The sequence below is a fragment of the Cryptosporangium japonicum genome (genome assembly GCF_039524755.1).
In the GTDB taxonomy this organism is placed as follows: domain Bacteria; phylum Actinomycetota; class Actinomycetes; order Mycobacteriales; family Cryptosporangiaceae; genus Cryptosporangium; species Cryptosporangium japonicum.
This window is the reverse complement of record NZ_BAAAGX010000007.1, coordinates 186219-199250: the sequence shown is the minus strand read 5'-3', so window position 1 is coordinate 199250 and position 13032 is coordinate 186219. Positions and strand designations below refer to the sequence as shown.

Annotated in this window: 11 protein-coding genes and 1 pseudogene; 7 read left to right on the top strand and 5 right to left on the bottom strand. The window is 73.0% G+C overall.

What is annotated here, in order from left to right; translation table 11 throughout:
* Nucleotides 1–47 precede the first annotated feature (47 nt).
* Complete coding sequence (locus tag ABD437_RS09395) at nucleotides 48–1364, bottom strand: ATP-dependent 6-phosphofructokinase (protein ID WP_344648372.1); 1317 nt, start codon at nucleotides 1362–1364, stop codon at nucleotides 48–50.
* Between the two features lie 229 nt (nucleotides 1365–1593).
* Between ABD437_RS09395 and ABD437_RS09390 the strand changes: the two genes are divergently transcribed.
* On the top strand, nucleotides 1594–2640 hold the full coding sequence (locus ABD437_RS09390; protein ID WP_344648371.1) for a substrate-binding domain-containing protein: 1047 nt from the start codon (nucleotides 1594–1596) through the stop codon (nucleotides 2638–2640).
* 1 nt (nucleotide 2641) lies between these two features.
* Here the strand turns inward: ABD437_RS09390 and ABD437_RS09385 are convergent, their stop codons facing one another.
* Nucleotides 2642–3838, bottom strand: a complete 1197-nt coding sequence (locus ABD437_RS09385; protein ID WP_344648370.1) for a diguanylate cyclase domain-containing protein — start codon at nucleotides 3836–3838, stop codon at nucleotides 2642–2644.
* A 132-nt stretch (nucleotides 3839–3970) separates the two neighbouring features.
* On the opposite strand from ABD437_RS09385, the gene ABD437_RS09380 reads away from it, so the two are divergent.
* The gene (locus ABD437_RS09380) at nucleotides 3971–5017 is read left to right on the top strand and encodes a sugar ABC transporter substrate-binding protein (protein ID WP_344648369.1); all 1047 of its coding nucleotides are present in this window, start codon (nucleotides 3971–3973) and stop codon (nucleotides 5015–5017) included.
* Between the two features lie 73 nt (nucleotides 5018–5090).
* Here ABD437_RS09380 and ABD437_RS09375 read toward each other — a convergent pair whose 3' ends face one another.
* Both ABD437_RS09375 and ABD437_RS09370 read right to left on the bottom strand, forming a co-directional pair.
* Entirely contained in the window at nucleotides 5091–6365 is a 1275-nt protein-coding gene (locus ABD437_RS09375; RefSeq protein ID WP_344648368.1) for an extracellular solute-binding protein, read from the bottom strand.
* A 38-nt stretch (nucleotides 6366–6403) separates the two neighbouring features.
* Entirely contained in the window at nucleotides 6404–6853 is a 450-nt protein-coding gene (locus ABD437_RS09370) for an Lrp/AsnC family transcriptional regulator (RefSeq protein WP_344648367.1), read from the bottom strand.
* A 131-nt stretch (nucleotides 6854–6984) separates the two neighbouring features.
* Here ABD437_RS09370 and ABD437_RS09365 point away from each other — a divergent pair, with 131 nt between their 5' ends.
* The 4 genes and pseudogenes from ABD437_RS09365 to ABD437_RS09350 all read left to right on the top strand — a co-directional run bounded on the left by ABD437_RS09365 (nucleotide 6985) and on the right by ABD437_RS09350 (nucleotide 11080).
* Nucleotides 6985–8070: a thiamine pyrophosphate-dependent enzyme gene (locus ABD437_RS09365; RefSeq protein ID WP_344648366.1), complete on the top strand. Its 1086-nt coding sequence runs from the start codon at nucleotides 6985–6987 to the stop codon at nucleotides 8068–8070.
* Complete coding sequence (locus ABD437_RS09360; protein ID WP_344648365.1) at nucleotides 8070–9050, top strand: alpha-ketoacid dehydrogenase subunit beta; 981 nt, start codon at nucleotides 8070–8072, stop codon at nucleotides 9048–9050. Before ABD437_RS09365 ends, ABD437_RS09360 begins: the two co-directional genes overlap by 1 nt.
* A pseudogene (locus ABD437_RS43005) lies at nucleotides 9035–9967 on the top strand (biotin/lipoyl-containing protein); the annotation flags it as partial. The gene ABD437_RS09360 and the pseudogene ABD437_RS43005, both read left to right, overlap by 16 nt.
* Nucleotides 9968–10354: 387 nt before the next feature.
* Nucleotides 10355–11080 (top strand): 2-oxo acid dehydrogenase subunit E2, encoded by a 726-nt coding sequence (locus ABD437_RS09350; RefSeq protein ID WP_344648555.1) that lies wholly within the window; start codon nucleotides 10355–10357, stop codon nucleotides 11078–11080.
* A 460-nt stretch (nucleotides 11081–11540) separates the two neighbouring features.
* Here ABD437_RS09350 and ABD437_RS09345 read toward each other — a convergent pair whose 3' ends face one another.
* A complete protein-coding gene (locus ABD437_RS09345; protein WP_344648364.1) occupies nucleotides 11541–12143 on the bottom strand; it encodes a cytochrome P450 family protein in 603 nt (200 codons plus the stop codon).
* A 132-nt stretch (nucleotides 12144–12275) separates the two neighbouring features.
* On the opposite strand from ABD437_RS09345, the gene ABD437_RS09340 reads away from it, so the two are divergent.
* A complete protein-coding gene (locus ABD437_RS09340; RefSeq protein WP_344648363.1) occupies nucleotides 12276–13001 on the top strand; it encodes an ArsR/SmtB family transcription factor in 726 nt (241 codons plus the stop codon).
* Nucleotides 13002–13032: the final 31 nt, after the last annotated feature.

Below are 13032 nucleotides of genomic sequence, written 5' to 3'. Positions count from 1 at the left end.
CCCCCCCGCCCCCGCGGTCTGACCGGGCCGGCCGGGCCGGGCGAGCGTCAGAACCGGACCGGCTGGCCGGTGGTCTCGAGCACGGCCATCCACAGGTCGCCGTGCGGGTCCACGTGGTTGCTCGTCGCCGTGGCCAGCTTGATCGGCAGGTTGATGAACCGGCCGCGGCGGCTGCCGACCATCATCGAGGTGAACCCGGCCATCGCCGCGTGCGTCGCGGCCTGCGCGAGCCGGGTGCAGTACACCGCGTCGAACGCGTTGGCCGGCACCGACCGGATCGCGTACCCCGGGTCGATGTAGCGCAGCGAGTACGGCAGGTCGCCGAGGCCCTCGCTGATCTCCTGGCGCAGGAACGCGCCGATGTCACCGAGCTTGCGGTTGCCCGACGGGTCGGTGGCGGTCGAGGCCGGCAGCAGGTCCTGCCCGGCGCCCTCGGCCACCACGACCACCGCGTGCCCCTGGTCGGCGAGCTTCTTGCGGATGCCGGCCAGCAGCCCGTCGAGCGTGAACGGCACCTCGGGGATCAACGTGAAGTCGACGCCCTGCGCGACGAGCGTCGCGTGCGCGGCGATGAACCCGGAGTGCCGGCCCATCAGCTTGACCAGCCCGATGCCGTTGACCCCGGAGCTCGCCTCGGTGTGCGCGGCGGTGATCGACTCGGCCGCCCTGGCGTAGGCGGTCTGGAAGCCGAAGCTGTGGTCGATCCACGGGATGTCGTTGTCGATCGTCTTCGGCACGCCGACCACCGCGATCGGGAGACCGCGGCGGGCCGCCTCGTCCGCGAGCAGGGACGCGCCGCGCAGCGTGCCGTCGCCACCGACCACGAACAGCATGTCGATCCGGTGCGCGACGAGCGTGTCGACCATCGTCGCCGCGTCCTGGCTGCCCCGGGACGTGCCCAGGATCGTGCCGCCGCGGGTGTGGATGTCGCGCACCAGGTCGGGGGTGAGCCGCACCGGGTCGGAGCCGTCGGCCAGCCCCTGGTAGCCGTTCTTGAAGCCGAGCACGTCCCGGCACCCGTACGCGTGCCGCAGGTGCAGCACGAGCGCCCGGATGACGTTGTTGAGCCCGGGGCACAGCCCGCCGCACGTCACGATCGCGGCGGTGACCTCCGAGGGGTCGAAGAAGAGCTTCGCCCGCGGCCCGCCCGGGTTGAACGCCGGAAGATCCTCGGTCCGTTCGACCCGGCCCTTCGCCATTCCGAGCGTGTCGTCGAGGAGGACACGGTCGGTCTCGGTGACGTAATGGACCGATTCTTGACGGTTCCCCAGCAATTCCTGTAACGGCGTATCTACTGTGCGTGTACCCAATCGGGTGATCAACAGGTCGTCATGCGTGATGGCCTGCAAGTCACTCAGTCGCACTGTTATTCCTCAGCCAAGAGCCCGTTACACCATCATGTACGGTATCGCACCGACAGGGGTTTCAGGGATCGATCAAGACCGTAGTGGCAGTTGGCCTTCTCTCAATTCGAACCAACAGGTCGTTAACACCGTGATCACATTGGGTTCGAATAACGGGGGCCTGCCCGCTCAAAGGGGAAGCACGATGGGTTTGCCACGGATAGTCCGGGCATCATTACTGGTGGTAGCGGTGCTGCTCGCGGCCGTGGGATGCGGCGATTCCAAGTCGGAAGGCGACGCCACCGAGGACACGTCCGGCGGGCTGATCGGTATCTCGATGCCGACGGACGACCAGGCCCGCTGGATTACCGACGGTGAGAACCTCACTTATCAATTCGAGCGTCTCGGCTACACCGCCGACATGAAGGTGGCCGACGGCCAGCCCGCCCGGCAAATCCAGCAAATTCAGTCCATGATCGACGCCGGCGCGAAGGCATTGGTCATCAGTGCCGTCGACGGCAAGTCGCTCTCCGGCGTACTCGCCAAGGCCCACGAGGCCAAGGTCAAGGTCGTGGCCTACGACCGGTTGATAGAGGGCACCGCGGACGTCGACTACTTCGCCACCTTCGACGGGCAGCGTGTCGGCCAGCTGCAGGCCAACTACCTGGTCGACGCGCTCGAGCTGCGCAGCGGCGGCGACCCGGTCACGATCGAGCTGTTCGCCGGCTCGGCCGACGACAACAACGCCTCGGTCTTCTACAAGGGTGCGATGGGCGTCCTCAAGCCGTTCATCGACAGCGGCCGCCTCGACGTGCGCAGCGGCCAGACGGCGTTCACCCAGGTCACCACGAAGGGGTGGAGCGACGAGGTGGCGCGCCAGCGGATGTCGACGATCCTCAAGGAGTACTACGAGGACGGCAACGTGGACGCGGTGCTCTCGCCCTACGACGGCATCTCCCGGGGCGTGCTGCAGGCGATCAAGGCCGCCGGTGCGAAGCGCCCGGTGATCACCGGCCAGGACGCCGAGATCGAGTCGGTCAAGCTGATCGCGTCCGGCCAGCAGGACCAGACGGTCTTCAAGGACACGCGCAAGCTGGCCGAGCTGGCCGCGAGCATGGTCGACGCCGCGCTCAAGGGCGATTCGCCGAAGGTCACCGACACCACCCAGTTCGACAACGGCGTCAAGATCGTCCCGACGGCGCTGCTCGAGCCGGTCACGGTCGTGAAGTCGAACTACGAGAAGGTCCTGGTCGGCAGCAGCTACTACAGCGCCCAGCAGGTGGGCCTGGCCTCCTAGGTCAGGCGCCAGGGGCGTCCGCGACCACGGACAGCCGGTCGGCCGAGTGCCGATCGGTGTCCGGGTCGTAGAACGCCACCCCGAGGTGGCCGCGCTTGGCGGTGTACATCGCGATGTCGGCGTGCTGGAGCAGCTTCTCGGCGTCGGTGCTGGGGTCGGGGTAGCGGGAGATCCCGATGCTGCCGGACACGGCCACGGTGACGTCGTCGACGACGGCCGGGCCGCACAGCGCGCCGTGCATCCGCTCGCCGAGCTCGATCGCGGTGGCCCGGTCCGCGACGCCGGGCAGCAGCACCGCGAACTCGTCGCCGCCGAGGCGGGCCACCAGGTCGCCGCGCCGGGCCGCCGCGGTCAGGCGGGCGGCCACCTCGATCAGCAACTGGTCGCCGGCGTGGTGGCCGAGCGTGTCGTTGACCTCCTTGAACCGGTTGAGGTCGAGCAGCAGGAGCGCCACCCCGACGTCGGCCTCCCGGTCGCAGCGCGCCAGGCACGCGTCGATGTGCTCGTGGAGCAGGGAGCGGTTGGCCGTACCGGTGAGGCTGTCGTGGGTGGCCCGGTGGCGGCTCTCGGCGGCCAGGCGCTCGGCGCCGCGCTGGTAGGCGAGCAGCACGAGCGTGCTGAACGCGACGAGCACCAGGTCGATCGCGGAGATCGCCCCGACCGCGACCAGCATCCGCCGGTTCGTGCGCTGCGCGTCGCGCAGCACCGCGCCGATCTCCAGGCTGTTGCGTGCGACGTTCACCGAGGCCTGTTTGCGCAACGCCGAGGCGCTCAGCGCGGCCTGCTCGGCGTCGAGCAGCACCTCGGCGCGGTCACCGCGCTGATCGGCGTCGACGAGCGCGCGCAGCGTGTAGCTGTAACCGCCGTAGGTGTTCTGCAGCGACCGGGCCTCGGCCGCGTCGGCGGTGTCGCCGTTGGCGACCAGCCACCGCAGGTTGGCCTCCGCCGACCCGATCGACGAGATCAGCGGCTGCTTGCCGACCTCGGTCTTGGACCGGACGAAGTCGATCAGCTGTTCGTACTCGATGCTGATCTTGAGGTAGACGTCGCCCCACTGCCTGCTGTGTTCCTGCGTGTCGGCGATCCGGGCCATGGCGCCGGCCGAGCTGCGGGTGCTGAACACGGCCAGGCCCCCGAGGAGCGACAGGCCGATCGCCAGCGCGGTCACCGCCCCGCGCGCGACGCCGCGTCTGCGCATCCACGCGATCCGCATCGGCGGATTTCTCCCCTCGGCCGCTTCCGCCCCATCCCATCGGCCGAGGGGGGCCCGGGCTGAGTCTTCACCGGCCGAAGGACTGAAAAGCGTCAGTTCGACGCCGATGAGCGGAACGTGACCCGGGCCGCGCTCGCTCTGCTGCTGACGCTCGTCGCGGTCACCTCGTGCGCCGGCCGGCCGGCCGGGACGCCGGTGGCCGCGCTCGTCGTCGTCGGCACCGAGCTGACCACCGTGCAGCAGATGATCCGGGGCTTCGCGATCGGGGTGAAGCAGATCGGCGGGGTCCAGCACCGGGAGTTCGGGCCGCGGATCGCCGACACCGCCCAGCAACTGCGTGCGCTGCGGGCCGACCGGTCACCGGCGCCGGACAGCTACACGGTGTTCACGTTCAACCCGGAGCTGCTCGCGGAGCCCCTGGCCGACCTGGGCCGCGGTGGCGTGCCGGTCGTCGCGCTGCAGTGCCCGCCGGCCCAGAGCTCCGAGGTGCCGCTGCTGGTGGGCAACGACAACCGGGCGGTGGGGGAGCTGCTGGCCCGCCAGCTCGCCCGCCGGCTGCCGGCCGGGGTCACCGGCACGCTCATCCTGGGTAACCCCGCGCCCGGCGTGCAGACCTACGACGAGCGGGCGATCGGGTTCCGTGAGACGTTCACCCGGCTGTTCCCCCGGGTGCGGGTGATCGGGCCGTTCGACACGAAGCTCGAACCCGAGATCAACCACGAGGCGTGGGACGTGCTGGTGCGCGCGAACCCGCGGGCGATCGCGTTCGTCGGGGTCGGCGACGTCGACGCCGGGAACATCGTGCGGGCACGCATCCGGTACCGGGGTCAGTGGGCCGCGGCGGGGATCGGGCTCGGCACCGACGGGCTGCACGCCGCCGCGGCCGGTGACCTGGTGCTCGTCTCGGGGGAGACGTTCCTGCAGGGCCTGATCGCCGGCCGCCTGCAGGCCGCCCACCTGCGGTACGGCTCGGACCTGCCGGAAGGGTGGGTGCAGGTGCCCGCGCTGGTCGTCACGCCGGAGAACGCGCCGGAGATCATCGCGCGGCAGCGGTCGTCGGAGGCGTCCGCGGCGTGGTTCGCCGAACACGACCGGGAGCTGCTCGACCACCCCACCCGCCACCTCCGCCCGCTCTCCGAGGCCGCGGTCGGCGCCGCGAGTTGAGGCCACCGGTTCGGGCCGCTGGTCGAGGCCGCTAAGTCGAGGCTGCTAAGTCGGGGCCGCTAAGTCGGGGCCGCTAGTTGACGCCGCTCTCGTCGGCCAGGCGGCGGGCCTTGCTCAGCGCGTCGCGCCAGGCCGTCTCCGGTGCTTTGCCGCGGTACTCGACGTTGCGCAGCTCGTCGAGGTAGATCTCCTGGAGCGCCGCGTCGGCCGGCGCCTCGTAGAGGCGGCGGGTGCGGCGGGCCGAATCGCTGAACACGTCGATCGTGCGCTGGCCGCCGAAGAACGGGTCGGCCACGGTCAACGCCGGCATCGTGTAGGTGGCCGGCGTCGACGGGAACAGCCGGGCGTCGGTGAACGCGCGGGCCTGGTTCTCCGGGCCGAGCAGCCACCGGATGATCCGGAACGAGAGGTCCGGGTCGGCGGCCGACGCCGGGATGCCGAGGAACGAGCCGCCGATGTTGGTGTTCCCGGCCGGGCCGGTCGCGACCCGCCACTGCCCGGTGGTCAGCGGGGCGGCCCCCTCGATGTCCTGGGCGTGCCAGGCGGCGCCGAGCGAGAGCGCGATCGACCCGTCGGCCACCCTCGCCGGCCACTCCGGGGCGTCGTTGTCGACGTGCGCACTGAGCCCGTCGGTGCTGGCGCCGATCGCGATCTCCCAGGCCGAACGGATGTGGTTGCCGTCGCCGACGAAGCGGTTGAGCTCGTCGACGAAGCGGGTGCCCGACTGCGACACCGCGATCACGAACAGCGTCATCGTGTTCGCGATCCAGTACGTGTCGGGCAGGCGCCGGCGCAACCGGGCGCCGAGCGTGCGGAACTCCGCCCAGGTCCGCATGGCCGCGTCGACGTCGGTGGGCGCGACGGGCAGCCCGGCTCTTCCGAACACGTCCGCGCGGTAGAACGCGGCGGTGGGCCCGATGTCGATCGGGATGCCGACCAGCCGCCCGTCGTTGGCCCGGCCCTGCTGCCACTTCCAGGCCAGGTAGTCGTCCTGGATCTCGTCCGCGCCGAGCGTCAGCAGGTCGACGAAGAGGTCGGCCCGCGGGAGGTAGGAGGCGAGGTCCTCACCCTTGATGCCGGTGATCGCCGGCACTCCGTCGGCCTTCGCCAGCGCGGCGTCCAGGCCGGTGCGGAACTGGCCCGGGTGCTCGGTGCAGGTCAGCGCGGTGTCGGGGGCGAAGCGCCTGACCGCGTCGGCGAGCACGGCCGGGGACAGGCCGCCGGGCCAGTACCAGAGCGCGGTGCCGGTCGGCTTCCCACCGGAGCCCTCGCCGGAGCCGCAGCCGGTCAGGGCGACGACGGGCGCCAGCAGCGACGCGGACAGCACCTGACGTCGGCTGAGCCCCATAAGGCACGACAATAGCCATATTTCCGACGATTATGCGCTCATGCGCGTAGCGTCGGCTCGAGTTCTTCGAACACCAGCCACGTCCGGGTGCTCAGCACCCCGTCGATGCTCTGGATCTCGTCGAGCACCAGCCGGCGCAGCTCGGCGTTGTCCCGGGTGCGCACCAGCAGGATCACGTCGAACTCACCGCCGACCAGGCCGATGTGCACGACGCCCGGCAGCGCCTGCAGCCGTTCGCGCAGCGGGCGCCACTGGTGCTGGCTCAGGTTGAGCGTCACGTAGGCGGTGGTGCCGAGCCCGACCGCGACCGGGTCGACGTCGGCGTGGAAACCACGCAGCACGCCGGCCTCGCGGAGGCGTTCCACCCGGGCGTAGGCGTTCGCCCGGGAGACGTGGATCTGCTCGGCGAGCGTGCGGATCGACAGCCGCCCGTCGGCGCGCAGCGCGGCGAGGATGCGGCGGTCGGTGTCGTCGAGCTCGGTGGCCATGTGTCTCGCGGGCCTTCCGGACGGAGGGTGGGTGTTGGACGAATGGCTGGGATCTCCCGGTGGGGCGGTGACATCTTCTCGCAATTCCCCGGTCTGTTCCGTGCGAATGGCTTCCGGTGGAGCATCTATTCATGACACGTGATCCCGATCACTTGCTCCCGTCACGGTCCCCGGTTCAGCTGATCGACGAGCAGGGGGTCGCGGTCAGTGGCGACCGGCCCGACTTCCCGTCGCCCGCCGCGCTGCTCGACGCCTACGCCGCGCTCGTCGTCGGCCGGCGCTTCAACGAACAGGCCTACGCGCTGGTCCGGCAGGGCCGGCTGGCCGTCTACCCCTCGTCGCACGGGCAGGAGGCCTGCCAGGTCGCGGCGGCCCAGGTGCTCGCACCGGACGACTGGCTGTTCCCCACCTACCGCGACGCGGTGGCGATCGTGACCCGCGGCGTCGACCCGGTGGACACGCTGACGCTGTTCCGGGGCGACTGGCACACCGGCTACGACGCCCGCGCGCACCGGGTGGCGCCGCAGACCACCCCGCTGGCCACCCAGCTGCTGCACGCGGTGGGCGTCGGGCACGCGGCGCGGCTGCGCGGTGAGCCGACCGTCGTCATGGCGCTGTGCGGGGACGGCGCCACCAGCGAGGGTGACTTCGCCGAGGCGCTGAACTTCGCCGCGGTGTTCCGCGCCCCGGTGGTGTTCCTGGTGCAGAACAACCAGTACGCGATCTCGGTGCCGCTGTCGAAGCAGAGCGCCGCGCCGTCGCTGGCCCACAAGGGTGTCGGCCACGGCGTCGTGAGCGAACGTGTCGACGGCAACGACGTGGCCGCGCTGCTGGCCGTGCTCACCGGCGCGGTGGCGCGGGCGCGCGCCGGCGAGGGCCCGCAGCTGATCGAGGCGCACACCTACCGGGTGGCCGCGCACACCAACGCCGACGACCCCGGGCGCTACCGGGTCGCCGCGGAGGTCGACGAGTGGATCCCCCGGGACCCGCTCACGCGCACGGCCGCCTACCTGCGCGGGACCGGCGTCCTGGACGACGCCCGGCAGGCCGGGTTCGACGCCGAGGCCGAGCGGGTCGCCGCCGCGCTGCGGGCCGAGACCACGCCGACGACCGACCCCGGGCAGCTCTTCGCCCAGGTGTTCGCGTCGCCGACTCCGCAACTGCGTGAACAGGCCGCGCTGGTCCGTGACGAACTGAGCCGGGAGGTGGACGCCTGATGGAGAAGATCACGCTGGCCGGAGCGCTCAACCGCGCACTGCGCGACGCGATGCGCGCCGACGAGAGCGTCGTGGTGTTCGGGGAGGACGTCGGCCCGCTCGGCGGGGTGTTCCGGGTCACCGACGGGCTGACCGCCGAGTTCGGGGAGTCGCGCTGCTTCGACACGCCGCTGGCCGAGTCGGGGATCGTCGGGATGGCGATCGGCATGGCGATGAACGGGTTCCGGCCCGTCGTCGAGATGCAGTTCGACGCGTTCGCGTTCCCGGCGTTCGAGCAGATCGTCAGCCACGTCGCCAAGATGCGTAACCGCACGCTCGGCGCGGTCACGCTGCCGCTGGTGATCCGGATCCCGTACGGCGGGGGGATCGGCGGCGTCGAGCACCACTGCGACTCGTCCGAGGCCTACTACGCGCACACCCCCGGGCTGCAGGTGTTCACGCCCTCGACGGCGGCGGACGCATACGGCTTACTGCGCTCCGCGCTCACCGGCACCGACCCGGTCGTGTTCCTGGAACCCAAGAAGCTCTACTGGACGAAAGAGGAGCGCGATCCGTCCGTCGCGGTGCCGCCGCCGGGGCGGGCCGTGGTGCGCCGGCCCGGCACCGACGCGACGCTGATCGCCTACGGCCCGGCCGTGCCGGTGGCGCTGGACGCGGCGTCGGTGGCGGCGTCGGAGGGGCGGTCGCTCGAGGTGGTCGACCTGCGCACGATCGTGCCGTTCGACGACGAGACGGTGTGCGCGTCGGTCGCCCGGACCGGGCGGGCCGTGGTCGTCGCCGAGGCGCCGGGGTTCGCGAGCGTGGCGTCGGAGATCGCGGCCCGGGTGTCCGAGCGGTGCTTCTCGTCGCTGTCGGCGCCGGTGCGGCGGGTGACCGGGTTCGACGTCCCGTTCCCGCCGCCGGCCTACGAGTCGCTGTACCTGCCCGGGGTGGACCGGATCCTCGACGCCGTCGACGACCTGCAGTGGGAGCTGGTGTGAGCGCGCGGACGTTCGTGCTGCCGGACCTCGGCGAAGGCCTGACCGAGGCGGCGGTCGTGCGGTGGCTGGTCACCGAAGGTGACGCGGTGACGATCGACCAGCCGGTCGCCGAGGTCGAGACGGCGAAGGCGGTGGTGGAGGTGCCGACGCCGTTCGCCGGGACGGTGACGGCCCGGCACGTGGAGGTAGGACACACGGCCACGGTCGGCGACCCGTTGCTGTCGGTGTCCTCTGACGGGGTGTCCTCTGACGGGGTGTCCTCTGACGGGGGGTCCTCTGACGGGGGGTCCTCTGACGGGGGGTCCTCTGACGGGGGGTCCTCTGACGGGGTGACCGCCGGCTCAGTGACCACTGGCTCGGTGACTCCCGGCTCGGTGACCCCCGGCTCGGTGACCCCCGGCTCGGTGACCCCCGGCTCGGTGACCCCCGGCTCGGTGACCCCCGGCTCGGTGACCGCCGAGGAGCCGTCCGGGTCCGGCAACGTCCTCGTCGGGTACGGCACCTCGACCAAGACCGGCCCTCGCCGCCATCGCCGCCCCCGAACCCCGGCGGTATCTCCGGCGGTGTCCGCGGCCGCGTCTCCGGCTGCGGTTGGGGCCGGGGCGCCGGGTGTGGTTGGGGCCGGGGCGCCGGGTGTGGTTGGGGCCGGGGCGCCGGGTGTGGTTGGGGCCGGGGCGCCGGGTGTGGTTGGGGCCGCGTCTCCGGGCGCGGGTGGGGCCGGGGCGCTGGGCGTGGACGGGGCCGGGGTGCCGGGTGCGCTTCCGGGTGCCGCGGAGGCATCCGCGGACCTGGCGGGGAGCGCGGGCGCGGGGGAGCGGCCGCGGGTGGTGTCGCCGCTGGTGCGGCGGCTCGCGCACGAACGCGGGGTGGACCTCCGCTCACTCCGCGGCAGCGGCCACGGCGGCCTCATCCTGCGCCGCGACATCGAAGCCGCAGCGCCGCTCACCGCCCCCGAGGCTGCGGCACCGCACACCGCTCCGGCAGCGCAGGCCGCTCCGGCAGCGCAGGCCGCTACTCCAGCGCAGGCCGCTACTCCAGCGCAGGCCGCTACGGCAGCGCAGGCCGCCACTCCAGCGCAGGCCGCTACGGCAGCGCAGGCCGCTACGGCAGCGCACGCCGCTACGGCAGCGCAGGCCGATCTCGCATCGCCCGCCACTCTGGCATCGCAGGCCGCTCCGGCATCGCAAGTCACCCTCGCGCCGCAGATCACTCCGGCGCCGCAGATCACCCTGGCATCGCCAGCCACTGCGGCATCGCAGGTCACTCCCACATCGCAGGACGCTCTGGCACTGCAGGCCACTCCGGTGCCGGGCGTCGACGGCACGGTGGCCGCTCGTCCGGGCACGGGGCCGGTGGGGAACGCGGAGACGCGCGTCGGGCTCTCGGCGCTGGGCAGGGCCGCCGCGGGGGTGTTCGAGCGCAGCCGGCGGGAGATCCCCGACGTCATGATCTGGGCCGACGTGGACGCCACCCCGCTCGTCGACCTCCGCGCGGCCACCCCGACCGGCCCCGGCCTCCTCGCCTACCTGGCCCGGTTCACGGTGGCCGCCCTCCGCGCGCACCCGGTCTTCAACGCCCGCTTCGACGCCGACCGCCGCGAGACGGTGCTCTCCCCGACCGTCCACCTCGGACTCGCCGTCCAGGGCGCCAACGGCCTGGTCGTCCCCGCGGTGCAGCACGCCGACACCCTCACCACCACCGCGCTCGACGCGGAGATCCGCCGCCTCACCACCGCGGCCAGGAACGGCGAGGCGACGCCGTCAGCCGGCACCTTCACGCTCAACAACTACGGCGCGTTCCGGGTCGACGGCAGCACACCGATCCTCACGCCCCCGAACGTCGGCATGCTCGGCGTCGGCCGGATCCTCGACCGCCCGTGGGTAGTGAACGGCGAGATCACGGTCCGGAAGGTGACGACGCTGAGCTTCGTCTTCGACCACCGGGTCTGCGACGGGCAGACCGCGGCCGAGTTCCTCCGAATAGTCGCCGACGCGATCGAGAACCCGGCGGCAGCCATAGCCCGGCTGTGACCGACGCCGTCCCCGGACGGCTCCCGCGCCCGGGTCACCCCGAGGGAGATGGCGCGGTGGCGGGGCCGCCCGGGTGACACGTCGAAGTCGACCCGGTCAGCTCCGGCCCACGCACCGGTGGCCGCCATCGGGGGACCCGATCTCCGACCTCCTCGGCGCGTCGCCGGAGTCGTCCGCCGCAGTCGTTCGACCGGGTCGGGGGCCGGACGCCCGGCGCCCCGAAGGACAGGGCCTCCGCGGCGGATCCCGGCGACTCCGGCCCCCTCCGACGGCACCGAGCCCCGTTCACCGCTTTCGGACCCGATCCGGCGATGTCCGGCCCCACCCCCCGGCACGTGAGCCCGTCCCGGGACACGTGCGCCCATCCCGGGACACGTGAGCCCGTCCCGCGGCACTCGGCCCGGTCGCACGGCCCGGTCGCACGGCCCGGAGCCCGCCCCGGCCCACCGGGGCGCCGTCGTCAGGGTGTGGCGGCCTCCGGGAGTCCGGCCAGCGCCAGCGCGTGCGCACGGCCGGGGCAGGCGTGGGGGCCGGCGCCGAAGGCCAGGTCGCCGGCCAGCGGTACCCGGACGATCTCGCCGTTCGGGGCCAGCCGCTTCGTCGACGGCGCCGGTGGATCGTCGCGGAGCACGACGTCCAACGGGGTGGTCCGGGTGCGGTCGACCAGATGGAGGGTGGCCTGGCAGGCCTGCACCAACAGTCCGATGCGCGCCGCGGTGGCCTCGTCGTAGGCGCCGCCCAGGCGACGAACCAGGCGGTCGGTGGCGTCGTCGGCGCGGGCCTCGTCGCCGGTGCCGGGCTGGTAGGCCTGCGCGACGTCGGCCACCCACTCCACCGGCGCGTCCAGATCCAGCGCGCGGGCGAGCACCGCCACCGGGTGGCCGGTACGGCCCCGCAGCGAGTCCGGCGGGACGGTGTCCAGCAGCGCGACCACGAGGGCGCGACGCCGGCGGTGCGTCTCGCCGGAGCTGAACCGCGCCACCGAGGCACGCAGCCAGGCGACCCCGCGGGGCGCGTCGGGCACGGGCGGCACGACGTACCGCGGATCGGTCAGGATGCTCATACCGCGCGACGCTAGCCCGGCAACCGTTCGGCGCCGCCCGAACCGTCGCGGGCGGAGAATGCCCGCACCGGGCGCCGCCGGCCCCGCAACCGTTCGGTGCCGGCCGAACCGTCGCGGGCGCAGAATGGCCCCGTGACCACCGCCCGCGAACTCGCCTCGATCGCGTCGCTGCTGGCCGACGAGACCCGCGCCGCGCTGTGCCTGGCGCTGCTCGACGGACGGGCCTGGACGGCGGGTGAGCTGGCGCGGCACGTCGGCGTGGCCCGCTCGACGACGACCGGGCACCTGCACCGGCTGGTCGGCGGTGGGCTGCTGACCGAGCACCGGCAAGGGCGCCACCGGTACGTGGCGCTGGCCGACGCGTCGGTCGCCGACCTGCTGGAGGACCTGGCGGCCCGGGTCGAGCCCGGCCCGTCGGCGCCGCGCGGGCTGCGTGCGGTGACCGCCGACGCCGCGCTGCGCCGTGGCCGCACCTGCTACGACCACCTGGCCGGTGGGCTCGGTGTGGCCGTCACCGACGCGATGGTGCGCACCGGCCTGCTGGGCGCCGACACGCTCACCCCGGCCGGCACGGCCTGGTTCGCCGACACGCTCACCCCGGCCGGTGCGGCCTGGTTCGCCGACACGCTCGGGGAGCCGCTGCGGCCGGGTCGCCGTCCGACGGCCCGGCGGTGCCTCGACTGGACCGAGCGGCGCCCGCACCTCGCGGGCGCCGCCGGTGCCGCTCTCTGCGCGGCCTTCCTCGGCCGCACCTGGGTCACGCGGGTCGGTTCCGGCCGCGCGGTCCGCGTCACGCCCGCGGGCACGGCGGCACTCTCCACCCTGTTCGGCCCCGACCCCCGCTGGCAGCACCGCTAAGGCCTGTTCCACAGGCCGGACGCCCACGAAG

Bases quoted from the DNA above. Each gene is read 5' to 3' on its own strand.
- ABD437_RS09375 (WP_344648368.1), bottom strand. From the start codon at position 6,365: ATGGGGCTCAGCCGACGTCAGGTGCTGTCCGCGTCGCTGCTGGCGCCC.
- ABD437_RS09365 (WP_344648366.1), top strand. From the start codon at position 6,985: ATGACACGTGATCCCGATCACTTGCTCCCGTCACGGTCCCCGGTTCAG.
- ABD437_RS09345 (WP_344648364.1), bottom strand. From the start codon at position 12,143: ATGAGCATCCTGACCGATCCGCGGTACGTCGTGCCGCCCGTGCCCGAC.
- ABD437_RS09385 (WP_344648370.1), bottom strand. From the start codon at position 3,838: ATGCGCAGACGCGGCGTCGCGCGCGGGGCGGTGACCGCGCTGGCGATC.
- ABD437_RS09370 (WP_344648367.1), bottom strand. From the start codon at position 6,853: ATGGCCACCGAGCTCGACGACACCGACCGCCGCATCCTCGCCGCGCTG.
- ABD437_RS09360 (WP_344648365.1), top strand. From the start codon at position 8,070: ATGGAGAAGATCACGCTGGCCGGAGCGCTCAACCGCGCACTGCGCGAC.